This is a genomic window from Streptomyces sp. NPDC051018, assembly GCF_044456085.1.
Taxonomy (GTDB): Bacteria; Actinomycetota; Actinomycetes; order Streptomycetales; family Streptomycetaceae; genus Streptomyces.
In genome coordinates, this window is sequence record NZ_JBITFN010000023.1 from 103,812 (window position 1) to 125,024 (window position 21,213).

The 21,213-nt window shown below is 70.7% G+C and carries 21 protein-coding genes and 2 pseudogenes; 9 read left to right on the forward strand and 14 right to left on the reverse strand.

From position 1 onward, the window contains the following. Positions 1–837: a MurR/RpiR family transcriptional regulator gene (locus ACIBCM_RS29925; RefSeq protein WP_399248596.1), complete on the reverse strand. Its 837-nt coding sequence runs from the start codon at positions 835–837 to the stop codon at positions 1–3. A gap of 367 nt (positions 838–1,204) precedes the next feature. Between ACIBCM_RS29925 and ACIBCM_RS29930 the strand changes: the two genes are divergently transcribed. Then, complete coding sequence (locus ACIBCM_RS29930) at positions 1,205–1,627, forward strand: hypothetical protein (RefSeq protein WP_399248598.1); 423 nt, start codon at positions 1,205–1,207, stop codon at positions 1,625–1,627. 601 nt (positions 1,628–2,228) lie between these two features. Here the strand turns inward: ACIBCM_RS29930 and ACIBCM_RS29935 are convergent. Next, the gene (locus ACIBCM_RS29935; RefSeq protein ID WP_399248600.1) at positions 2,229–3,629 is read right to left on the reverse strand and encodes a cystathionine beta-synthase; all 1,401 of its coding nucleotides are present in this window, start codon (positions 3,627–3,629) and stop codon (positions 2,229–2,231) included. A 93-nt stretch (positions 3,630–3,722) separates the two neighbouring features. On the opposite strand from ACIBCM_RS29935, the gene ACIBCM_RS29940 reads away from it, so the two are divergent. From ACIBCM_RS29940 to ACIBCM_RS29950, 3 genes are all read left to right on the forward strand, one after another. Further along, positions 3,723–4,769 carry an SGNH/GDSL hydrolase family protein gene (locus ACIBCM_RS29940; RefSeq protein WP_399248602.1) on the forward strand — a complete coding sequence of 349 codons (1,047 nt, stop codon included), beginning with the start codon at positions 3,723–3,725 and terminating at the stop codon, positions 4,767–4,769. Between the two features lie 533 nt (positions 4,770–5,302). Next, entirely contained in the window at positions 5,303–6,523 is a 1,221-nt protein-coding gene (locus ACIBCM_RS29945) for an acetyl-CoA C-acetyltransferase (protein ID WP_399248604.1), read from the forward strand. A 416-nt stretch (positions 6,524–6,939) separates the two neighbouring features. After that, positions 6,940–7,800 (forward strand): hypothetical protein, encoded by an 861-nt coding sequence (locus ACIBCM_RS29950; RefSeq protein WP_399248606.1) that lies wholly within the window; start codon positions 6,940–6,942, stop codon positions 7,798–7,800. 440 nt (positions 7,801–8,240) lie between these two features. On the opposite strand, the gene ACIBCM_RS29955 is transcribed toward ACIBCM_RS29950, so the two are convergent. Both ACIBCM_RS29955 and ACIBCM_RS29960 read right to left on the reverse strand, forming a co-directional pair. Beyond that, positions 8,241–8,705 carry a hypothetical protein gene (locus tag ACIBCM_RS29955; protein ID WP_399248608.1) on the reverse strand — a complete coding sequence of 155 codons (465 nt, stop codon included), beginning with the start codon at positions 8,703–8,705 and terminating at the stop codon, positions 8,241–8,243. Between the two features lie 267 nt (positions 8,706–8,972). Then, positions 8,973–9,299, reverse strand: coding sequence for a hypothetical protein (locus ACIBCM_RS29960; protein ID WP_399248610.1), 327 nt, complete (start codon positions 9,297–9,299; stop codon positions 8,973–8,975). 99 nt (positions 9,300–9,398) lie between these two features. On the opposite strand from ACIBCM_RS29960, the gene ACIBCM_RS29965 reads away from it, so the two are divergent. Beyond that, positions 9,399–9,629, forward strand: a complete 231-nt coding sequence (locus ACIBCM_RS29965) for a DUF4287 domain-containing protein (RefSeq protein ID WP_389264950.1) — start codon at positions 9,399–9,401, stop codon at positions 9,627–9,629. Positions 9,630–9,991: 362 nt separating this feature from the next. Here ACIBCM_RS29965 and ACIBCM_RS29970 read toward each other — a convergent pair whose 3' ends face one another. The 7 genes from ACIBCM_RS29970 to ACIBCM_RS30000 form a co-directional block, all read right to left on the reverse strand. Further along, positions 9,992–10,885: a Bax inhibitor-1/YccA family protein gene (locus tag ACIBCM_RS29970; protein WP_399248613.1), complete on the reverse strand. Its 894-nt coding sequence runs from the start codon at positions 10,883–10,885 to the stop codon at positions 9,992–9,994. A gap of 383 nt (positions 10,886–11,268) precedes the next feature. Continuing rightward, positions 11,269–12,798 carry a glycosyl hydrolase family 18 protein gene (locus tag ACIBCM_RS29975; RefSeq protein WP_399248615.1) on the reverse strand — a complete coding sequence of 510 codons (1,530 nt, stop codon included), beginning with the start codon at positions 12,796–12,798 and terminating at the stop codon, positions 11,269–11,271. A gap of 382 nt (positions 12,799–13,180) precedes the next feature. After that, entirely contained in the window at positions 13,181–13,417 is a 237-nt protein-coding gene (locus ACIBCM_RS29980; RefSeq protein WP_399248617.1) for a hypothetical protein, read from the reverse strand. A gap of 195 nt (positions 13,418–13,612) precedes the next feature. Next, positions 13,613–14,095, reverse strand: coding sequence for a hypothetical protein (locus tag ACIBCM_RS29985; protein WP_399248619.1), 483 nt, complete (start codon positions 14,093–14,095; stop codon positions 13,613–13,615). A gap of 110 nt (positions 14,096–14,205) precedes the next feature. Beyond that, entirely contained in the window at positions 14,206–14,385 is a 180-nt protein-coding gene (locus ACIBCM_RS29990; protein ID WP_399248621.1) for a hypothetical protein, read from the reverse strand. A gap of 127 nt (positions 14,386–14,512) precedes the next feature. Beyond that, positions 14,513–14,998, reverse strand: a complete 486-nt coding sequence (locus tag ACIBCM_RS29995; protein ID WP_399248623.1) for a hypothetical protein — start codon at positions 14,996–14,998, stop codon at positions 14,513–14,515. A 71-nt stretch (positions 14,999–15,069) separates the two neighbouring features. Beyond that, on the reverse strand, positions 15,070–15,909 hold the full coding sequence (locus ACIBCM_RS30000; RefSeq protein WP_399248625.1) for a class I SAM-dependent methyltransferase: 840 nt from the start codon (positions 15,907–15,909) through the stop codon (positions 15,070–15,072). An 86-nt stretch (positions 15,910–15,995) separates the two neighbouring features. On the opposite strand from ACIBCM_RS30000, the gene ACIBCM_RS30005 reads away from it, so the two are divergent. Then, a complete protein-coding gene (locus ACIBCM_RS30005) occupies positions 15,996–16,724 on the forward strand; it encodes a GntR family transcriptional regulator (RefSeq protein WP_399248626.1) in 729 nt (242 codons plus the stop codon). A gap of 140 nt (positions 16,725–16,864) precedes the next feature. Continuing rightward, positions 16,865–17,347, forward strand: coding sequence for a DUF6415 family natural product biosynthesis protein (locus ACIBCM_RS30010; RefSeq protein ID WP_399248654.1), 483 nt, complete (start codon positions 16,865–16,867; stop codon positions 17,345–17,347). A 244-nt stretch (positions 17,348–17,591) separates the two neighbouring features. On the opposite strand, the gene ACIBCM_RS30015 is transcribed toward ACIBCM_RS30010, so the two are convergent. The 3 genes and pseudogenes from ACIBCM_RS30015 to ACIBCM_RS30025 all read right to left on the reverse strand — a co-directional run bounded on the left by ACIBCM_RS30015 (position 17,592) and on the right by ACIBCM_RS30025 (position 19,927). Continuing rightward, positions 17,592–18,107 carry a DUF6262 family protein gene (locus ACIBCM_RS30015; RefSeq protein ID WP_399248628.1) on the reverse strand — a complete coding sequence of 172 codons (516 nt, stop codon included), beginning with the start codon at positions 18,105–18,107 and terminating at the stop codon, positions 17,592–17,594. Further along, a pseudogene (locus tag ACIBCM_RS30020) lies at positions 18,104–18,603 on the reverse strand (site-specific integrase); the annotation flags it as partial. The gene ACIBCM_RS30015 and the pseudogene ACIBCM_RS30020, both read right to left, overlap by 4 nt. 298 nt (positions 18,604–18,901) lie before the next feature. Then, positions 18,902–19,927 (reverse strand): hypothetical protein, encoded by a 1,026-nt coding sequence (locus ACIBCM_RS30025; RefSeq protein WP_399248630.1) that lies wholly within the window; start codon positions 19,925–19,927, stop codon positions 18,902–18,904. A 247-nt stretch (positions 19,928–20,174) separates the two neighbouring features. Between ACIBCM_RS30025 and ACIBCM_RS30030 the strand changes: the two genes are divergently transcribed. Beyond that, a complete protein-coding gene (locus ACIBCM_RS30030) occupies positions 20,175–20,501 on the forward strand; it encodes a transposase (RefSeq protein WP_399248632.1) in 327 nt (108 codons plus the stop codon). A 38-nt stretch (positions 20,502–20,539) separates the two neighbouring features. Further along, positions 20,540–21,213: pseudogene (locus tag ACIBCM_RS30035) on the forward strand (IS3 family transposase); the annotation flags it as partial.

Here is a 21,213-nt window from a genome sequence, read left to right on the forward strand (position 1 = left end):
TCAGTCGACAAAGAGACCTCGTGCCGCCGCTCGGGCGTCGAACTGCTCCAGCCGGGCCTGTGCTCCGGGAAGCTCGTCGCACATCGCCTCCAGCAGAACCCGCCCCAGCAGCATCGGCGCGCAGGCGGTGTCGAAGGAGAGCCCGGTGCCGACCGCGGCCGGGATCAGCAGATCGCTGTGGCCCGCGACCGGCGCGAACGCGGAGTCCGCGACGGTCACCACGGTCAGCCCCGCCGTACGCGCGTGGGTCAGCGCCTCCACGACCTCCCGGGGGTGGCGGGGCAGGGCGAAGCAGAGGAGCGCGCTGGCGCCCGCGTGCCGGGCGTCCTCGATACGGTCGGCGAGCAGGCTGCCGCCCTCGTCCAGGAGGCGTACATCCGGATGAACCTTGGCGGCGAAGTACGCGAAGCCGCGGGCCTGCGCGGCGGCGGCCCGCAGCCCGAGGACGGGCAGCGGGCGGGAGGCGGCGAGCAGCCCTCCCGCGCGGACGACGGGGGCCGGGTCGGCGAGCAGCTCGGCGAGATGGCGCAGATTCTCGATCTCGGCCAGAACGGCCTGCTGGTACTCGTTGGGGAGGTCCCCGGCGGGCTCGCTCCCCGGGGGCACGACGTCCCGCAGATGCCTGCGGAGCGCCGGGTAGCCGTCGAAGCCGAGCGCGACGGCGAATCGGGTCACGGACGGCTGGCTCACCCCGGCGGCCTCCGCCAGCTCCACGCTGGACAGGAAGGGGACGTCGGCGGCGCGGCGGACCATGCTGTGGGCGATGCGGCGCTGGGTGGGGGTGAGGCGGTGCCCCTCGAAGAGCTGCTGGAGCCGTGCGGCAGGGCTCTCGGTCATCCGGTCCCCTCTCGTCCGTTCTCGTCCGGGTCTCGTCGTCCCGGTGTCGTCCATGCGGTCCACATGCCGTCCCTGCGGTCCCTGCCGCCGGCAGCCGTCCCCGCAGTCGACGGCCCGTCCATGCCATCGGCTGCCGTTCTCTCCCGTCCGGACCGTTCGTGAGCGGCCGGGCCGGGCCGTTCGCGCTCGTCGATCGTCCGGGTCCAGTGTCGCCGCCGCAGTCACATCATCGTTCAGCGCGGCGCCCGGCGGGCGGGGTCACCCCGGCCGGCTCGGGGCGACCGGCGGGAAGGATCCGGGTAGCCCGTGCGAAAGAGTGGTGCTACCCCCACTGACGGGGGGTGCGGCCGCCCGTAGCGTGTTCACCATGGAAGCCAGCGACTCTGAGCTGAAGAAGGAACTCGACGCCACCCTCCACGCCCGCCGTGAACTGGGCGAGGAGTACGAGTCGGCGCTCGTCGAATCCTTTCTGGAGAAGGTCGAGCAGCGCCTCGACGGCACGGTGGACCGCCGGGTCCGCCGCCAGCTCGCCGAACAGCAGATGGTGGTCGCCCGTGGTGCCCGCCCGCCGCAGCAGGCCACGGAACCGAATTTCGGCGAGCGCTTCGGCTTCGCGATCATCTCGATGATCCTCGCGATCCCGCTCTCGGCGATCGGCGTGGTCCAGGCGGGCATCGAGGGGCTGGTCGCCACCTGGTTCGGCATCGTCGGGGTGAACGCGGTCCACGCGGCCCGCTGGTGGCCCTGGACGCGCCACAAGCCCTCGGCTTCCTCCGACTGGGAGGACTGACCCCGAGGGAGCCGCCACGGGCCCGGCACGGGCCGGTTCAGGCGCCGAGCACCGCGGGAGGCCGGCGCGGAGACCGCCGCACCCCCGGGGGTGGGCCGGAGGCCGGGACGGCAGCGGTCTCCACGGGGACGCGGACCCGGCCCGGGGCCGGTCACCGCGTCCTGGGGCGTTCTCGGTCCGGGAGCCGCTCCGGACGTCCGAGACGCCGCCCTGGCGCCGGCCGGGAACCCGTGCCCGGGTCCCCGCCGGCATCCACCACTGTGGGGGAGGCGTGTTAAGGGGATGCTGCGCCCGCGTGACACACGCGTTCCGATTCCGCGGAGGTGGCGGACCGCGCCTGATCCCCCCGGGCGGATCAGGCCCGTCCGAGGACGGCCCCGGCCCGGCACCGACGACGCCCGGCATCCGACGCGAGCGCACACCACGTCAACCGGCCCCGGCCGACCGGCCGGAGCCCGCCCCGCCTGATCGCCCAAGGGCCCGGCCACCGTCCGGGGGCCCGCTCGGCCCTGGCCCCCGGACGGCCCGTCCGGGAACGGCCCCGGCACCCGGCACCGGCCCGTACCTTCCGTGCGCCGGCACCGACCGGCGGCCCGAGCCGTTACTTTCCGCCGCCCGCCAGGAACGACAGCAGGTCCTGGCGGCTGACGACGCCCGTGGGCTTGCCCTCGACCAGGACGATCGCCGCGTCCGCGGCCGTGGCGGGGTCGCTGAGGACGTTCATCAGATCGGCCACCGGCTCGCCCGAGCCGACCTGCGGCAGCGGGGCGCTCATGTGCTTCTCCAGCGGGTCGGTGAGCGAGGCCTGCCGGGTGAACAGCGCCCCCAGCAGCTCCCGCTCCACGACCGACCCGATGACCTCCGCCGCCATCACGTCCGGGTGGCCCGCGCCCGGCTTCACGATGGGCATCTGGGAGACCCCGTACTCCCGCAGGACCTCGATCGCCTCGCCGACCGTCTCCTCCGGATGCATATGCACCAGGCTGGGGATCTTGCCGCCCTCCTTGTGACGCAGGACGTCCCCGACGGAGGCGGAGGGCCCGGAGTCCTCCAGGAAGCCGTAGTCGGCCATCCACTCGTCGTTGAAGATCTTGGAGAGATAGCCGCGCCCGCTGTCCGGGAGCAGGACGACGACCACGTCGTCCGGCCCGAGCCCCTCGGCCACCCGCAGGGCCGCGACGACCGCCATCCCGCAGGACCCGCCGACGAGCAGGCCCTCCTCCTTGGCGAGACGGCGGGTCATCTGGAAGGAGTCCTTGTCGGAGACGGCGACGATGCCGTCCGTGACCGTACGGTCGAACGCGGTCGGCCAGAAGTCCTCACCGACGCCCTCGGTCAGATACGGACGGCCGGAGCCGCCGCTGTAGACGGAGCCCTCCGGGTCCGCGCCGATGACCTTCACCGCGCCGTCGCTGACGTCCTTCAGATAGCGCCCGGTGCCGGAGATCGTGCCCCCGGTGCCCACGCCCGCGACGAAGTGGGTGATCTTCCCGTCCGTCTGCTCCCACAGCTCGGGGCCGGTGGTCTCGTAGTGCGAACGGGGGTTGTTCGGGTTGGAGTACTGGTCCGGCTTCCACGCCCCGGGGGTCTCCCGGACGAGCCGGTCGGAGACGTTGTAGTACGAGTCGGGGTGCTCGGGATCGACGGCGGTGGGGCAGACGACGACCTCGGCGCCGTACGCCCGCAGCACATTGATCTTGTCCGTGGAGACCTTGTCCGGGCAGACGAAGATGCACTTGTAGCCCTTCTGCTGGGCCACGATCGCCAGCCCCACCCCGGTGTTTCCGCTGGTCGGCTCGACGATCGTGCCGCCGGGCAGCAGTGCTCCGCTCTCCTCGGCCGCCTCGATCATGCGCAGCGCGATGCGGTCCTTCACGGACCCGCCGGGATTGAAGTACTCGACCTTGGCCAGGACGGTCGCCTGGATGCCCGAGGTCACACTGTTCAGCTTCACCAACGGTGTATTGCCGACAAGACTGATCATAGAGGTGTGGAAGCGCACAATTGTTCTCCGGGATCTCCGTAGTGAATGCGGCAAGAGTATGCGGACATGGACGGGATTGGGCGACGGCCGTTACCGGGCAGTTAGCTCTTGATGAGAGGAGGTGGCTCGGTGTCGAGGGCGAGAGTGGCACGGCGTATCGCGGCGGGCGCGGCCTATGGCGGCGGGGGCATCGGTCTGGTCGGAGTGGCGGCCGTGGGCCTGCTGCTCGCGGAGGTCCAGCTGGCGAAGCGTTCGGTCGGCGGGGGCATCGCACCGCTGCCGCCGAGGGGGGACGGGCTGTACGGGCTGGCCTTCGGCCGCGAGGACCCGCTGTCCCTGGGGGTGCTGGGCGACTCCACGGCGGCGGGTCAGGGGGTGCGGCGGGCCGGGCAGACCCCGGCGGCACTGCTGGCGTCCGGGCTGGCGGCGGTGGCCGAGCGGCCGGTGGACGTCTGCAATGTGGCGCTGGCCGGAGCCCGGTCGGACGATCTGGAGCGGCAGGTGACCCAGCTCCTCTCGGACACCTCCCGGATGCCGGACATCTGCGTGATCATGATCGGCGCGAACGATGTGACGCACCGCATGCCGCCGACGGAGTCCGTACGTCATCTGGCGGGCGCGGTGCGCAGGCTGCGTACGGCGGGCGCGGAGGTGGTGGTGGGCACGTGCCCTGATCTGGGGACCATCGAGCCGGTGTACCAGCCGCTGAGATGGCTGGCGCGCCGGGCGTCGCGGCAGCTGGCGGCGGCGCAGACGATCGTCGCCGTGGAGCAGGGCGCCCGTACGGTGTCGCTGGGCGATCTGCTGGGGCCGGAGTTCGCGGAGAACCCGCGCGAGATGTTCAGCATGGACAACTACCACCCCTCGGCCGAGGGGTATGCCACCGCCGCCATGGCGATGCTGCCGACGCTCTGCGCCGCGCTGGGCCTGTGGCCGGAGACCGACCGGCTGGACGCGGACCGGGACGAGGACATGCTCCCGGTGGCGAAGGCGGCGGCGACGGCGGCCAAGGAGGCGGGCACCGAGGTCACGGGCGCCCGGGCCCCCTGGGCCCTGCTCAAGCACCGCCGCCGCAGGCGCATCCCGGCGGAGTCCCCGGCCTCGGCCGCCCACGGCGCGGCCGAGGAGCCGTCCTCCTCCCGGGCGACCCGCCGCTGACACGTCCGGGGCGGGTCGCCCCGGACCGGCAGCCCCGGGAGCCGGCGGCCGGGTCCTCGGAGTGCCCGCCCCCGGAGCCTGCGTCCGGGTCCCGCTCATACCGGGGGCGCTCCGCCCGGGGAGTCCTACCGCGTGCCCGGAGCTGGCCGCGCATCCAAGGCAGGCCGCATACCCGGGGCAGGGCGCGTGCCCGGGGCGGGCCGCGCACCCAGGGGGCCGTGCGCATATCCGGAGCGCGCCCGCTCATGGCGCCGTACGGGGCCCATGGCCCGTATTCCGCGCGCCGCTCACATACCCCGGGCCGGGGTCTCCGGCCCGCCGGCAGCCCGGATCACACCCAGCCCACCGGCCCCGCACGGCACACCGCCCGGACCCGCCCGGACCCGGCAGCCCGGTCCCGCCCCGTGCGGCGGATACGAAAAAGTGAGCGCTCGCTTAGAATTGAGGTCCGCGTCACACCCCGGTACCGGTGACCTCGCCGCTACCAAGGGGTAGCTTCCGAACCGTCCACCCTCTCTCCTCCTGGAGCCGTGATGCCCGAAGCCGTCATCGTTTCCGCCGCCCGCAGCCCCATCGGCCGGGCCTTCAAGGGCTCCCTCAAGGATCTGCGGGCCGACGACCTGACCGCGACGGTCATTCAGGCCGCCCTCGCCAAGGTCCCCGGGCTGGACCCGAAGGACATCGACGATCTGATGCTCGGGTGCGGGCTGCCCGGCGGAGAGCAGGGGCACAACCTCGGCCGGATCGTCGCCGTACAGATGGGGATGGACCATCTCCCCGGCTGCACGATCACCCGTTACTGCTCCTCCTCGCTCCAGACCTCGCGGATGGCGCTGCACGCCATCAAGGCGGGTGAGGGCGATGTCTTCATCTCGGCGGGTGTCGAGATGGTGTCCCGGTTCGCCAACGGCTCCTCCGACGGCCAGCCGGGCACCCAGAACCCGCTCTTCGCGGACGCCCAGGCCCGTACGGCGAAGCTCTCCGAGGGCGGGGTGGACGGCTGGCACGACCCGCGCGAGGACGGCCTCCTGCCGGACGCGTACATCGCGATGGGCCAGACCGCGGAGAACCTGGCGCGGCTCAAGGGCGTGACGCGCCGCGAGATGGACGAGTTCGGGGTCCGCTCGCAGAACCTCGCCGAGGAGGCCATCAGGAAGGGCTTCTGGGAGCGCGAGATCACCCCGGTCACCACCCCGGACGGCACGGTCGTCTCCAAGGACGACGGCCCCCGCGCGGGCGTCACCCTGGAGGGCGTGGAGGGTCTGAAGCCCGTCTTCCGCCCCGACGGGCTGATCACGGCGGGCAACTGCTGCCCGCTGAACGACGGCGCCGCGGCCCTGGTCATCATGAGCGACGTCCGGGCGGCCGAGCTGGGCCTGACACCGCTGGCCCGGATCGTGTCCACGGGTGTCTCGGGGCTCTCCCCGGAGATCATGGGGTACGGCCCGGTCGAGGCGTCCCGGCAGGCGCTGTCCCGCGCGGGGCTGACGATCGGCGACATCGATCTGGTCGAGATCAACGAGGCGTTCGCCGCGCAGGTCATCCCCTCGTACCGGGACCTGGGCATCGACCTCGACAAGCTGAACGTCAACGGCGGTGCGATCGCGGTCGGCCACCCGTACGGCATGACCGGCGCACGCATCACGGGCACGCTGATCAACAGCCTTCAGTTCCACGACAAGCAGTTCGGTCTGGAGACGATGTGCGTGGGCGGCGGCCAGGGCATGGCGATGGTGATCGAGCGGCTCAGCTGAGAGGCAGCGGCGGGTAGGGGGCGCCCGAGGAACGAGGGCGGCACCTGCCCGCAGCGGAGGCGCGACCCCCGGGCCGGGCGGCTCAGCCGCCCGGCCGACCACCCCCGCCCGCGGCCCGGCCGGAGGGCGCCTCGCCCGTGGCGACGGCAGGCCCCTTCGGGCGCGACTACCCCCGCCCCCCCACGTACAGAAGGGCCGGGGATCTCAAGTCGTGACCGAAAAGCCCCCAGGATGTGATCTGCACCCCAAGGGAAAATCGTTTCCGCAGGTCAGCGCCACTCCCCCGATAAACGCCGGGCCAAAAGTCCTGTCCATTTCGTGACGTAATGCACTGACAGGAGCCCCACGGCCATCGCAAGCTGATGTAGGAAGTCGGGGGTGTGTCGAATAAAACCGGGAGTACGTCAGTGAGCGCCATGTCTCTTGCCCTGCTGCTGACGACGGCCGCTGCCACGGTCGTCGGCGCCGCCGCCCTGCACGCCGCCCACGGGCTCCGCAAGCAGGTCGCGGCCCTGCGCACCGAGCTGTTCGCCGCCACCGCCGGGACGACCCCGGGGATCGCCCAGGGCACGGCCACCGTGCCGCAGGCGCGGTCCACCCCCGCCGCCGAGATACGCGCCGCCGTCGCGGAGGCACTCGCCGAGGAGCGGGAGCGCGAACTCGCCGAGGCACGCGCCTTCTGGGCCGCGCAGGAGTCCCGGGACGCCGCGGACGCCACCGCCCGGCTCGGCGGCGACGCCCCCGCGCCCTTGGTGGGCGGGCTGTCGGCACCGGGTGACGAACTCCCGTACTACGTGCCGCGCCAGGCCGACTTCGTGGGCCTGGAGGCCGTCGACTACGAGATGGCAGAGGCGCTGGAGGACGTGGCGGAGCTGCCGGAGTCGCCGGAGTTCGCGGAGGACTCCCCCGAACTGGCCGCCGCCCGCCGCCGGCACCCCTCGCACCCGGACTTCGTACCGGTCCAGACGCCCGTGGTCACCGACCACGAGCGCACCGTGTCCCGGCTGGAGGACCTGGCGGAGGCGCGCACGGAACTCGCCGACGTACGGCCCGGTCCGCTCGGCACGCTCGATGTGTATGTGTTCGCGGACGGTACGACGCTGTGCATGACGCCCGGGCACCGGGAGACCGCGGAACGCCTGGCGCAGGCCCTGCGCGAGGGGAACACCCCGGTACTGCTGGGCGGCTCCAGCGTCTCGGGGGCGTACGCCCTGACGTTCGTCTGCGGCGAGGAGACCGTCTACATACTGGCGGACCGTGTCATAGCGTCCCTCTAGAGCGGCTACGGAACCACGGCGGACACAGCAGACGCAGCAGACCCACCAGGACACAGCGGACACAGGCGAAGCCCACCCACCGGATCGTCCGCCCGCCCCTCGGCCTTCCACCGGGTGCCGCGCCCTGCTCCCGGGACCCCGCCCCGCGCACCCCCGCACCCGGTCCGGGCGCCCCGCTCCCGTACGCCCCCCTCAGTGCCCTCATGCGCCTCTCTGCGCCCCGCCGGGCCGTCCCCGCGACGAGGAGCCCACCCCGGTCCGCCGGGCCCGCCAGACCCGACCCAGGGGCCGCGCTCCCCCGGGCCCCAGCCGGCCGAGTCTCGCCGCGTGACCGCGCGGAACGGCGGTTACGGGTTACGGGTTACGGGTTACGGGTTACGGGTTACGGGTTACGGGTTACGGGTTACGGGTTACGGGTTACGGGTTACGGGTTACGGACGCTAACGGCAGATGCTTCCCCTGACACACAGCTGGCTCGCGGTGGCCACGCCCGGGTCGGGGCTGGTCGCGGTGGGCTTCGTCTCGACGTCGACGCGGACCACGGTGGCTCCGCCCGGCACGCTGGGCGTACTCAGCCCCGCCGCGAACGGCTTCCCCCCTTTCACGCAGTGCCATGACGTCGTCGTGACGAGAACGGCGTCCGGGTGGCGGTCCACAATCGGCTCAAGACGGTCGTTCAGCGCGGTGAACCGGACCCGGCTGCAGAAGCCGCGGACATCGTTCTCGTTGGTACCGCCGTTGAATCTGATGACCCTGCCCTCCGAACGGACCTCGGCGTTCACATACCCCTTGCTGTAGACCAATCGGAGCGGAGTGAAGAATTCCAGGGCCTGCGCCGACGGTGCGGACGTGAGGACCATGGCGGCCGCGGCGGCCGGGACCAGTGCGGCAGGACGCTTTCTCACGGAGATGACTCCCTTTGAGCGGGTGCGATGTGAGCGGGTACGAACACTTCCCGGCCGCGCCGCGGGCGTCGGCCCCGGATCCGGCAACCCGGTCCGGCGACTCCCGTCGAGGCGGACGGCTCGCCCACTCAAGCCCGCTCCGGAATTGATCGGCAGTACCCGCTCAGCGATCTATCAATCAGCTCGTCCGCCCAGGTGGGACCACTGATCGCGGACGAGCGCCCCCGCGATGGTGCCGGTAAGGCCCGGCCGCTCCCGCACGGCTCGCTACGGGAAGGCCCGCCGCTCGGCCTCACGGATCAGCCGCACGGCTTCGTCCACCTCACGCGCCGCCGAGTCCGGGGTGCCCCGCAGTGCCTCCGCCAGATCCGTACCGGCCACCGCCAGCTGATCCGCGACGGCGAACATCCCGGCGTCCGGCATGATCAGCGGTTCGCGCCCGGGGGTCTCGATGCGCTGGGCACGCAGTGCCAACTCCCTGGCCAGCCCCAGCCCCTCCGCGGCCGCACCCCGCTGGAGGCGGCTCTGCGGGGCGGCCCGCAGCTGATCGGCGAAGTGGTCCAGCGCGGTGAGCAGCTCAGTCGTATCGGGCACATCGCAGCCTATGCACAGCCCACGGAGTGTTGCCAATACGCGAACGCTCAGGCACGGTGGCCTGAAGGAGCACACGCGCGAATGCGTCCGGAGGCGCCGATGTCCCAAGTCTTCTCCGAAGAGACCCATCGAAATCTGCTCTCCCGAATCCCCCACTGCACCGGTCGTGAGATCTCCGACTGGCTGCACACCGTCGAGGAAGGACCCTCCCTCTTCCGTTTCGAGGAGAAGGTCAGCTGGCTCCGGAGCGAGCACAACCTCTCGTACGGACATGCCAAGGCGATCATCCACGAGTACGACCTGAGGCGCGCCGCCCGCAGGCTGCTCTAGTGCTGTGACCGGAAACGTTCACCGGCCCGCGACGCCCTGCACGGCACTTCGCTGCGTTGTCGGACCGCGCGAGTACGGCGAGTACGAGCTGCGGACCTCCGCCTTGCGCTGCACCGCACCGGACGCCGCGGGCCCACGGCAAACCCTTCCGGCCACAGCACTAGGCAGGGCCGTCCCCAGGACGGGCCCGGTCGGTTGCCGGCCCCCTGAGTCCCGAGACGCCGATGGGCCCGCAGGCACTGCCTGCGGGCCCATCGTCATACAGTCGATCGTCACACGCTCCGGACACGGACGCCGCCGTCCGGAATCAGACGGCACCGTCCGGATCGATCACCGTCCGGATCGGACGTCCGCGCCCCGGGTCAGTCGTTCCCTTGCAGGATCGACAGCAGGCGCAGCATCTCCAGGTAGATCCACACCAGGGTCAGGGTGAGGCCGAAGGCCGCCATCCAGGACTCCTGGCGCGGGGCGCCGTAGGTCACGCCGTCCTCGACCTGCTTGAAGTCGAGGGCGAGGAAGCAGGCGCCGAGGATGATGCCGATGACACCGAAGAGGATGCCGAGACCACCGCTGCGGAAGCCCAGCCCGTCGCCACCGCTGAAGACGGTGAACAGCAGGTTGACGACCATCAGCAGCAGGAAGCCGACGGTGGCGGCCATCACGAAGCCGTAGAAGCGGCGGGTGACGCGGATCCAGCGCATCTTGTACGCGATCAGCACACCGGCGAACACCGACATCGTGCCCAGGACCGCCTGGACGACGACACCGGGGCTGATGTAGGTGCTGACGGTGTTGGAGATGACGCCGAGGAACACACCCTCGAAGGCCGCGTACGCGAGGATCAGCGCGGGAACAGGCTTGCTCTTGAACGCCTGGACGAGGCCCAGCACCATCGCGATCAGCGCGGCGCCGATAGCGATTCCGTACGACTTGCCCAGATTGTCCTGGTCCACGGGCAGCAGGAACCAGGAGAGCGCGGCGGTGAGGACGACCGTGCCGAGCGTCATCGCGGTGCGCGAGACGACATCGTCGATGGTCATCACCCCGGACCGCGCGGGTGCCTGCGGTCCGCCGGCTCCGGTGTCGGCCGGCGCGTAGGGGTTCGTGGCGTACGGGTTGGCGGCGCCCTGGGCATAGGGGTTCGCGGGTGTGGTTCCTACGGCGGGGCCCCCGGCCTGCGGCTGCGCGTTGAAGCCCGCAATGCCGTTGTCACGGCTGAACCCCCGTCGCGAGAAGACCGGGTTACTGCTCCTCATCTCACTCCTCCATGGCCACCGGGCGCGGCCTTGCGTCAAGAGTAATGGGACAGCAAAGCATCGGCCCTAGTGCTAACGGAGGATCTTTCCGGATCGTGACCCATCCCTCATCCGCCGGGTCACCTGCCGAAACCCCTCCGGGCCGCTGTCCACGGGCGTCCGGGCCACGCGATCCGGAACCCGGCCGCATCCGAGCGCGTCCCCTCTCCGATCGCGCCGGTACGGCCGTCCGGAGCACGTCCCGGACCCGCCCGCGGACGCTCCCACGGGCACGCTCCCGGGGCGGGCACTCTCCCGGGCGCGGGCACAGGCACAGGCACGGACACCTCCCGGCCTCTCCGGACCACAGGCGGGTCGCCGACGCCCCTGGCGGCGGACGCGGTTCAGCGGACCGGTCCGAGCGAGCGTTCCACGGCCGCGCTCAGATCGCCGTTCGCGGTGTCGCCGCGCAGGTTGGACAGGTACGCGCCGCCCAGACCGTACTGGCGGGCGTAGTCCATCTTCTTCTTGACGGTGGCCGGTGTGTCGTAGCCCCAGAACTGGCTGCCGCAGTGGGAGTACGCCGTCTGCCCCAGCTCTCCGGTGTCGGCGCACCTGCTCCTGATGGACCGGTAGTCGTCCAGCCCCAGTTCGTACGGCCCCGACGCCGGTCCCGTCGCGTAGTAGTGGCCCACCCAGGGCTTGGCCCTCACGCCTTCCCAGCCCCAGGCGTGGGTGGGAACACCGAGGACGAGTTTGTTGGGGTGGACCCCCTGGGCGGTCAGACCCCGGATGTCGTGGTGGACGGCCCGGCCCCAGTCATCGGTGTTCCACGAGTACAGGGGGGCGTGGGGAGTCGGGCGGTTCCGCTGGAGGGGATGGGTGGACTGGTAGTAGTCGTAGGTCCGCACGTTGAACCAGTCGGTGTGCGCGGCCGCGCCGGTGAGATCGGTCCTGCCGTACAGATCGGCGCCGCCGCCCCGGTGACCGATGGTCACGGTGACGAGCCGGTCGGGGCCGAGCGCCGCCCGCAGCGCCCGGGTGAGCGGCTTCACGGCCGCGGCTCCGCCGAGGTCGCAGGGGGCGAGCCGGCACTCGGGGATCTCCATGTCCAGGTCGATGCCGTCGAAGAGCCCCGCCCAGCGCGGGTCGTCGATCAGCCGGGCGCAGGAGGCGGCGAAGGCCGCCGGGTCCTGCTGGGCCCCGGTCCAGTCGCGGGCCTGTTCGAAGCCGCCGAAGGACCACAGGATCCTCAGGCCCGGACGGGCCTGCTTCAGCTCGCGCAGCTGATGGAGGTAGCCGCGGAGGGGCTGGTCCCAGGTGTCGGCCTTCCCGTCGACGCTCGTCTCGGCCGGATAGGCCCGTTCGAGGGCCGCGTAGGTGTCGGCGATGCCGCACCGGCCGCCCGTGACCCTGCCGTATCCATAGGTGAGATGGGTGAGCCGGGCCGCCGTACCGCTGGTCATCAGATTCTTCACGTAGAACTCGCGCTCATGGCTGCCCTTCTCGGTGAAGATCCCCATCCGGACGGGGTGCGCGGGCATCGGCGGGACCGTTCCCGTCGTCCGTACCGGGATGTGCACACTCGACCAGCCCTCCCGCCCGTCCGGGCTGATCGCGATCACGGCGAAGGTGTACGCGGTGTCCACGTTGAGGTGTGTCACGGTGAACGTGGTACCGGTCGTGGTGCCGACCTCGAACCCGCCGTCGACCACCACCTGGTAGTGGCCGACCTCGGCCGGACGCGCGGCCGGATCCCAGCGCAGGGACACGGTGGTGTCGCCGACCGCCACGGCCCGCAGCCCGGTCGGATAGTTGTTCTGCTGCGCCCGCGCGGGAGTGGCGACCGCGGCGGTCAGACCCAGCAGGAGTGCGAGGACACACACGGCGGCGAACGCCGTGGTGCGGGTGAAGGGGGCCGTGCGAGTCTTCATGACGCTCCTCGGCGAACACCGACAGAAGCACCACCCCCGCACAGGCGGCCTTCGCTACCGGTTGGACGGTAGGAGTACCCGTCCGGGAGATCAACGAGTATGAGAAGGCCGTTACCGGGTGAGAGCGCTTCTCATTCCCCCAGGGGGAACGCGGACGGGCCGGGCGGTGCCCGGCTGAACCCCGCGCGAGCGGGGTGGTCCGCGGGGCTCCCGCAGCGTGGGCGCGGGTGTCACGTGCTCCCCGCGCGAGCGGGGGTGGTCCGGTGTTCATCAGCCACCGTCGGCCGATCCCAGGGTCTCGCTGGTGGTGTGTGGCCCGAGGTCCACGCCCTTGGCCCCTCTCGCGAGTTCCGCGGATCCGCCGACCGGCGGGCATCGTGGGTTACATCAGCTCCATGGTGACGAACCGGTATCCGAAGAACAGAACCACCGCGACGATGATGACGAGCAGCGCGCAGCCCCCGTACCCCGTGACGATGTCCCAGGCACTGCTGGGCCCGTACATCTTCTGGGCGTCCCTCTCCGCCTGGCGCTTCCGTCGCTCCTCGGCGGCAAGTACTTCCTGGATGGCGTTGGGCAGCTCGTCCCGCACCCTGCGCCGGATCTCCCACTCGTCCACAGGCCCCCCTGTTGATTCGGTGAAGGGGTTCTTCCCATGTTCCGGTAGTCAGTACCCCCCTACTGGGCGGCTGGTGTACCGGAGCGGCTGGTAGATCCACCGGTAGCAGTAACAGGTCCCGGGGCACGCGAGTCGTCTGGTGCTTCGCGCGGGACGGGGGCGGATTCGTCGTGCACGGGTCAAGGTGTCTGGTCGTCAGCGCCTCCGGTGGACGTACGCGGTCACGGCTTCCCTCAGGTCGGTGTGAGCGTCACGGGAAATCTCACGGCCGGCGTCCAGCTGAGCCTCGACCTCTGGCGCGAACCGGCCGTCGACCGGCGAGCCGAGGTGGATCTCGGACAGGTCTATCGCCGACCAGGCCGCGTCCTGGGAGGCATCGACCAGGGCGGCTTCGTCGGTGACAAGGGCCAGGCGGTCACGTGCCCGGGTCACCGCACTGCGGGCAGCGTAGACCGCAGCACGGTCGGTCGGGTCGGGCTCGCCCGCCCTGATCGAGTCGGTCCTCAGCCAGTACAGCTCCCGATACGAGAGAACAGCGGCAAGCAGCGCGTCCGCAGCGTCAACAACGTCCTGATGGTGCTGTCGGTCGCGGTCTCGGCGGGCGGTGAGGAGCTGCGTGGCGCTTGCGAGGGCAACGCCCGCGAGGGTGCCGAGGACGGCGATGAGTGTGGACCACATGGGTGGACGGTACGGGCATGCTGCCCCGGGGCACGGGCAGTTCGGGGGTCTGGCAAGGATCTGTCTCCTCATGCCTGCCTACCGCGCGGACCCTGGGGCCGGATGCGGTGTTACGCGGCCTCGGCCGTGACCTCGCCCTCGGCCTGGACGGCCTCGGCCCACTGCACGACCAGGGCCTCGTACTCCGGCCGCCGGTCCGCCGGCAGAACCCCGTCCACCCACAGCCCTCGCAGCAGCTTGTTCAGCTCGGCGGCAGAACGCACGGGGCCACGGTCAGGGGTGGAGGACATGAGACCAGCCTACGACCCGGCACTGACACGACCGGGCTGCACGTGGTGCAGCATCAGCGGCGCGGCGGCCGGCTGCTCCGTGTCCGGGTGCCCGGCGCTTCAGTGGGCTCAGGCCGCGCCGGGCAGGTCAGCCACGGCGGGCTGCACCGGCCGGCCAGACCACGTCGACCGGTGTTCCGGCCGCGCGAGCTTCTTCGACGGTGTCCGCGGTCCCGCCGCCTTTCCCTGATGGCGGGATACCGTCCCACACGGCGACAAGCCGGTCCGCACGGGCCGGCAGTTCGGCGTTCGCCGCCTCGTACGCTCCACGGTTCGCCGTCTCGTGCGGCAGGGTCAGCACCTCGGCGGCGGCCTCAACAAGGTGGTCGAAGACCGGCGCGTGGCCGGGCTTCACCTTCCTGGCCCGGTAGTCCCGGGACGGGATCACGACCACCAGGCGTCCGCCGGCCTCGATGACGGCCTGCGCGAACAGCGAGTCGGCTCCCGCGGCGATACAGGACACCCCGGTCAGGTCATCGCCGTACCGGGCCAGCAGGTCCCGCAACGCGGCTCGTACGAGCGGGACGCTCTCCTCGGTCAGGTCCATATGCCCGGTCACAGCGAGCGTCGTCATCCGTCCAACCCTTCTGGTCAGTTCGACCTTCTGAGGTCGGGCGGGGGTGCTTCGTCGTGTTGTCGCCGTCGTCAGGTGGTGCTGGTGCGGGTGATGGCGAGCATGTGTGATGCGGTGGCGAGGAGCTCGGGGTGGGGTTCTGCGAGTCGTGCCGCTTCGAGGGCGGAGGCGAACAGGGGGGTGTCGGGTGTGAGTGGTTGGCCGGTGTGCTGCTCGGTGGCTTTCAGCGCTCCCCAGCCCGGTCCTTCGATCCCGTACACCTGCACCTCGTCGAGTCCGGCCGCCGTCATCTCCTCGGTGAGTTGGCCGGGTGTGTGGAAGTAGGCGGATGTGAAGCCCTTGCGGCCGGGCTCATGGACACCGGTGGCGAGGATGTCGGCGACGGCCTCGCGGACGCGTTCGTTCGTACCGAGCCATGTCGTGGCGGTGTGCTCGAACAGGGAGGCGTAGCGTCCGATCGCCGCTGCGGCGATCAGGCCGCCGGGGCGGGTGACGCGCCGGGCCTCTGCGATGGCCTGCAGCCGTTCCTGGCGCTGGAGCAGATGATAGAGCGGGCCGAGGAGCAGGACGACGTCATAGGCGCCGGTGCCGGCGGTGAGGGCGCGGGCGTCGCCGAGTTCCACGGTGGCGCCGGTGGCGCGTGCCGCGTCTACGTGGCGGGGCACGGGGTCGACCAGGTGGACGTCGAAGCCGTCTTTGACGAGCCATCGGGCGTGAGCGCCGGGGCCGCCTCCGACGTCGAGCACGCGTGCCGGCGGCTCGGGGAGATGGCGGCGCAGCAGTTCTTGTGTGCGGACCATCTCCAGGATGCCGTCGGCGGTGGACGTCAGGCGTCCGGACTCGTCCACGGTCTCGCCGTAGAAGGTGAGGATCTCCGGTGCGATGGCCGGGGTGCCGTTGGCTGTGGTCATGCCGGGCAGTCTGACCGCTGGCGTGCGCGGGGCGCCAGACCCTAGCGTGACCGGTTGACCGGTCACCTCCTTGATAGGACAGCCTCATGCCGCCGCTCAAGTATGAACTCATTGCCGAGGACCTGCGCCGTCGTATCTCCGAGGGCGAGTTCGCGCCCGGCGAGATCTTGCCGTCCAGCCGCGATCTGTGCGAGCAGTGGGGCGTCTCCCGCTCAACTGCGATCAAGGCGATGGATGTTCTCCGTACCGACGGTCTGGTGAGTCCGCATCAGGGTCGCGGATTCACCGTGGTCGAGACCCCGGTTGCCCGTCCCGCGGGCAGGAGGCGTGCGGGCGCGAGCCGGACCACGGGCGGACGCCCGTTCCGTCGCCTGGGAACACCGGAGATGATGACCCCGCCGTCCCACGTGGCTGTGGCGCTGGCGCTCCCCTCGGGCAGTCCGGCGTTGCGCCGGGACCGCTTGGTGCTGGCCGAGGACGGCAGCCCGATGACCTATGTGGTCGCGTGGTTCCCGCCGGGGATTGACGATCAGTGCCCGCGACTGTCAGCCGCCGGCCCTATTGCGGAGGGCACCACGCACTATGTCCGGCGCCAGACCGGGAGGTCCCCGGCGCGTGGAACGGACATCACCACGGTTCGGCTGGCGACCGGACAGGAAGCCGACCTCCTCGGGGTGAAGAAGCCGTATGCCGTCGCGGTGGTCCTCCACACCGCGTACGACCAGCACGGCATGCCTCTGGTCTGCGAGGAAGGTGTGACGCCGTCGCGGCTGTGGGAGCTGGTCGACAACTACCCGATGGGCACGGGCATCTGACACCCTTGACTGGACCGGTCCACCGGTCCAATCTGACTGTGCCGTGGCGCACGCGTATGGTGCGCAGCCCGCTACCCATGCGGCACGGCTGCGCGGCCTGCCCTGTCCGCGGGGCGGAGCCTCCCGGAACGGAGAGCATGATGCGAGACGCAGCACGGACGGATCACAACGGCCCGAGTGCGGCACCCGGTCCCAGCGGCCGGCCGACAGTCCTCGCCCTTGACGCCGTCCGCGCTGCGACCCGGCGGTTGCTGTCCGAGCACGCCGAGTTGCCCATTGCAGAAGAACTGGAGGACCTGACGCTACGGCTGCGCGGCCATCTGATGATCCTCATTCCGGAGGTCGAACGCGCCACGGCCGGACTGCCCCTGGGAGACATTCCCCGCGCCTGCGCGCTCGCAGGCGTTGGCGAGGCGAAACGAGTTCTCGCATCTGTAGCACGGCCCGGCTACACCGCCTCGATCCCCCACGCGCAGCGCATCGCCCGTTCGGCCAGCGCCCTCTGCCACCACATCGAGCATCTCACCTGCCCGACGGCGACAACACCACGCCCCTCCGGGGCACCCTTCGGTCCGGCCGCGCCCACCTCTGAGGACGATGCCGACCTGGGCTCCAGCCCCTGAGACCGCCGCCCGCGGCCCCGCACTCACCGCGGGCGGCCCCCGGGCCCCGGCCTGCCACCCCCTTGTACCGGCAGACCGGGGCCCACTCCACGACCGCACCCAGGAACCGAGACGACCATGACCCACCCCATCCACCGCACCCTGCGGAACCTGCGCGCGTTACTCACCCCCGGACACGGGCCTTGACCCCGGATCATCTGGCGGAGGCTGGTGCGAGCTGCGGTGAGCTCGTCTTCGAGCTCGGTCACGCGGCGGGCGAGGCCCTCGACCTCGCCGGTCTTGATGTTGAGAAGTGCCTCCAGCTCGGCATTGGCCTGGTTGAGTTCTCGGACTCGGGCCGCGAGGTCTGCACTGCCGATCTGGTCGAGCTGCTGGCCGAGGTGGAGGCGGCGTTGCGCTGGAACTGCTCGCGTTCTGCGCGGAGTTTGCGGATCTCCTCCCGCGCCAGTTCGAGGTCGATGCGCAAGCTGTTGGAGCTGGCCGCCGGGCTGTCTCGCCTGGAGGGGCGAGGAGCGACCTGGTCGCGGATGGCGGCCTCAACGTGCTCGCGCACTCCGTCGGCGTAAGTGAGCCACGAAGAGACACCAGCAGAACGGGCCACGGCAGCATGCGTGATCTTGTCGCCGCTCTGTTGAAGAGAACGGATCGCTTCAAGAACACGGGCTCGCTTCGCCCGGCTGTCCCGGCGTCGGGCCTCCTTCAGAACCTCAGCCGGGCTCTGGCTCTGCGGGCCTGTGCTCTGCGCCGATGGATTGGTCACGAGGACCTCCGGTTGATCACTGTCAGTGGGAGGGTGGTGCGCCCACGGCCGGCTCGCGCCTTTCGCAGCACGCGCTGGCCTCTTCGACCTCCTGGCGCTCCTCGTCGCTCATCTTGTCCATCTGCTTGCGCATCGCGCTCAGGACCTGCTGGAACGCGTCGATCTGGTCACTGAGGTTCTGGGTGACGAACGGATCCGCGTCCATCGCCTCGGCAGTGAACCGATCGGCTCGCAGCGAGTTGATGTGTTCCTCGATCGCCGGGAGGTAGGAAGGGTCGGGCCGGTAGAAGCCGCAGCCCGCGCACTGGAAACGGATGGGACACGCGCTTCCGCCCGCCTTGACGTTGGAAGGTTCACGGCAGTTGCCGAACGGGACCGCGACGGATCGGGCCTCGTAGGCGCTGTTCGATGCGATCGGCGCGGGCTTGCCCGAGCGGTCGACGACGTGCATCCGCATCGTGGTGACGGCCTCGCGCTTCCGCTTCAGCGAGACCTTTAATGGTGGGCTCGGGTATTGGAACTCCCGGAATACCCGAGGTACCGACGAAATGGGCCTCACCGAGTGACGAAACGCAGGCATGGGCCGGTCGGACACCGTCAGGATGTGCCTACGTTCGTCTACCGACCCTCGTGGAAGGGAATGCGGGCTCACCTGCGCGGGAACTCCACGCGTCGGAGGTCACGTTCCTGCAGGTCAACGAAATCCGTCGGTTGTCCGGGACCCTGAGCCTCGCGGACAACCGGCGTCACGGCATGCCCGCACCGTGACGCCCCGGCTTCACACCGCGGACGGGCTACGTCATCAACTCGATGTGCGGATGCTCGGGCTTCGCCGGGCAGACGAACAGATGCTGCCGGTAGCCGCTGCCTATCTGGACCCCGGTCGCGTTGTAGCCGCGGTGGCCGGGGTACGGTCCAGCACCTGGGTGGGGGTACGGAGACCAGCTGTTCCCGGCGTCGTCCCCTTCCTCGAACGTGGCGACGGTCATCAGGACCTCCATGCCGGTGCCGCACTCGGAGCAGGGCTGCGGCCTGGGGTCGGTGGAGTTCCAAGCGGGCCAGCCGCCGACCTTCCAGCCGGGTGCGTTGGACAGCACACAGTCGTAGTACGTGTCCGGGTCCATGTCTTCCTCTGCTGCCTGCGGCACACTCCACTGCTTGAGCTGCTCCTGCAGTTCTTCGCTCAGCTCCAGATGGTCGGGGTACTCGGTGATCTGCTCCGGTTCGAGCACGCACGGTTCCGGTAGATAGCCGTCGAACTGCACTGCGGGCGGCTCGGGGGGCGTGTCGAGGATGTCGGTGACGGCGGCTGCGGAACGCCAGAAGAGCAGGGTCCTGGGCATGATCGGATGATCGAAGGGGCACCACAGAACCTGCAGCAGGTCCTTACCCTCCGGCGGGCTCAGATCGGGCACATCCCGTACGTACAGCTGCGCGACGGGCAGCATCGCTATGGGGCCGTCGTACGGCTGGACCGCCAGCCTCACCGGATACGTCTGGGGGGGCCGGATCCGCTCGAGAGTCTCCCGTTCCTCCGGAGTCAGGTCCCGGCCGTGCGAGGCGGCGAAGATCCGTCGTTCCAGCCGCAGATCCGGCGGGGACTGGGCTGGGTTGATGCCGTCCACGACATGCGTTTCCTCGCAGTGCGGCCACGGTTCCTCAGCGGGCCACAGCAGCGGCCCGCCGATTGAGCTGTTGTGCCACGTCGGCGCCCCAGGGCGGGGGTGCAGGCGGGTCGCCGTGCGGGCCAGCGGGGCCAGTTGGGGAAAGACCGCGACAACGTCGATCGGCCGTGGCGGAGTGACGGGAGTGACATTCATGGCCGCAATCTTGCCAATCGCCTCTGACAACGGCCCTCGTGGCCGCCCCACGAAGAGCTCCGGCACGGGCGCCACCCGGGAGAGCCCTCCGCCGGTCCGTCGCCGGCAGATGGCCCGCGAGCAGGTCCACGATCGCCGCGTGGATGTCCGTCCACGCGCGCGGTTCGTCGCCACGTACCACTTCCATTCGGGTGTTTGAACCGCCCCGGTTCGGATGGAGACTCGATTCCATGTAAGGATCAGAGTCATGGCACGTCCCTCCTCCTACCCGCCTGAGCTGCGCAAGCGCGCGGTGCGTATGGTCGCCGAGGTCCGCGGCGACTACCCGACCGAGTCCGCCGCGATCAACGCGGTCATGACGAAGCTGGGCATCGGCTCGCGCGAGACGCTGCGCAAGTGGGTCCGGCAGGACCAGATCGATGCCGGACAGCGTCCGGGGACGACGACGGAGGAGTCCGCGCAGATCAAGGCGATGAAGAAGGAGATCGCCGAACTCAGGCGGGCGAATGAGATCCTGAAGGCCGCGGCGGGTTTCTTCGCGGCCGGGCTCGACCGGCCACACACACGCTCGTAGCGTTCGTCGACGAGCACCGGGACCGCTTCGGCGGCGTCGAGCCGATCTGCCGCGTGCTGACCCAGCACGGCTGCAGGATCGCCCTCTCCACCTACTACGCCTGCAAGAAACGTCTCACGTCGCCCTCGCCGCGATCGGTGCGGGACGAGGAACTCAAGACCCTGATCAAGGAGGTCCACGAGACCAGCTACCGCGTATACGGGGCCCGGAAGATCTGGCGCGAGCTGAACCGGCAGGGCCATGACGCAGCCCGCTGCACCGTCGAACGCCTGATGCGCGAGATCGGCATCGCCGGCGCGGTGCGCGGCAAGAAGGTGATCACCACCTTCCCGGACCCGGCCGCCGCGAGAGCCCCGGACCGCGTGGATCGTGACTTCGTCGCCCCGGCCCCCGACCGCACCTGGGTGGCCGACTTCACGCACGTCGCCGCCTGGGCGGGCGTCGTCTACGTCGCCTTCGCCGTCGACACCTTCTCCCGCCGCATCGTCGGCTGGTCCGCCTCGATGTCGAAGGAGACCCCAATCGTCCTGGACGCCCTGGACATGGGCCTGTGGCAGCGCGACCGCGAAGGCCGCCCACCCGTCCCCGGCGAGCTGGTTCACCACTCGGACGCGGGTTCGCAAGGCGGATTCAACTGGTCGTCGCAACACCTCGTAGGCATGGAGGTGTTGGATGGTGCGTCGTCAGCAGGCAGCGGACCGGGCGCTGCGTC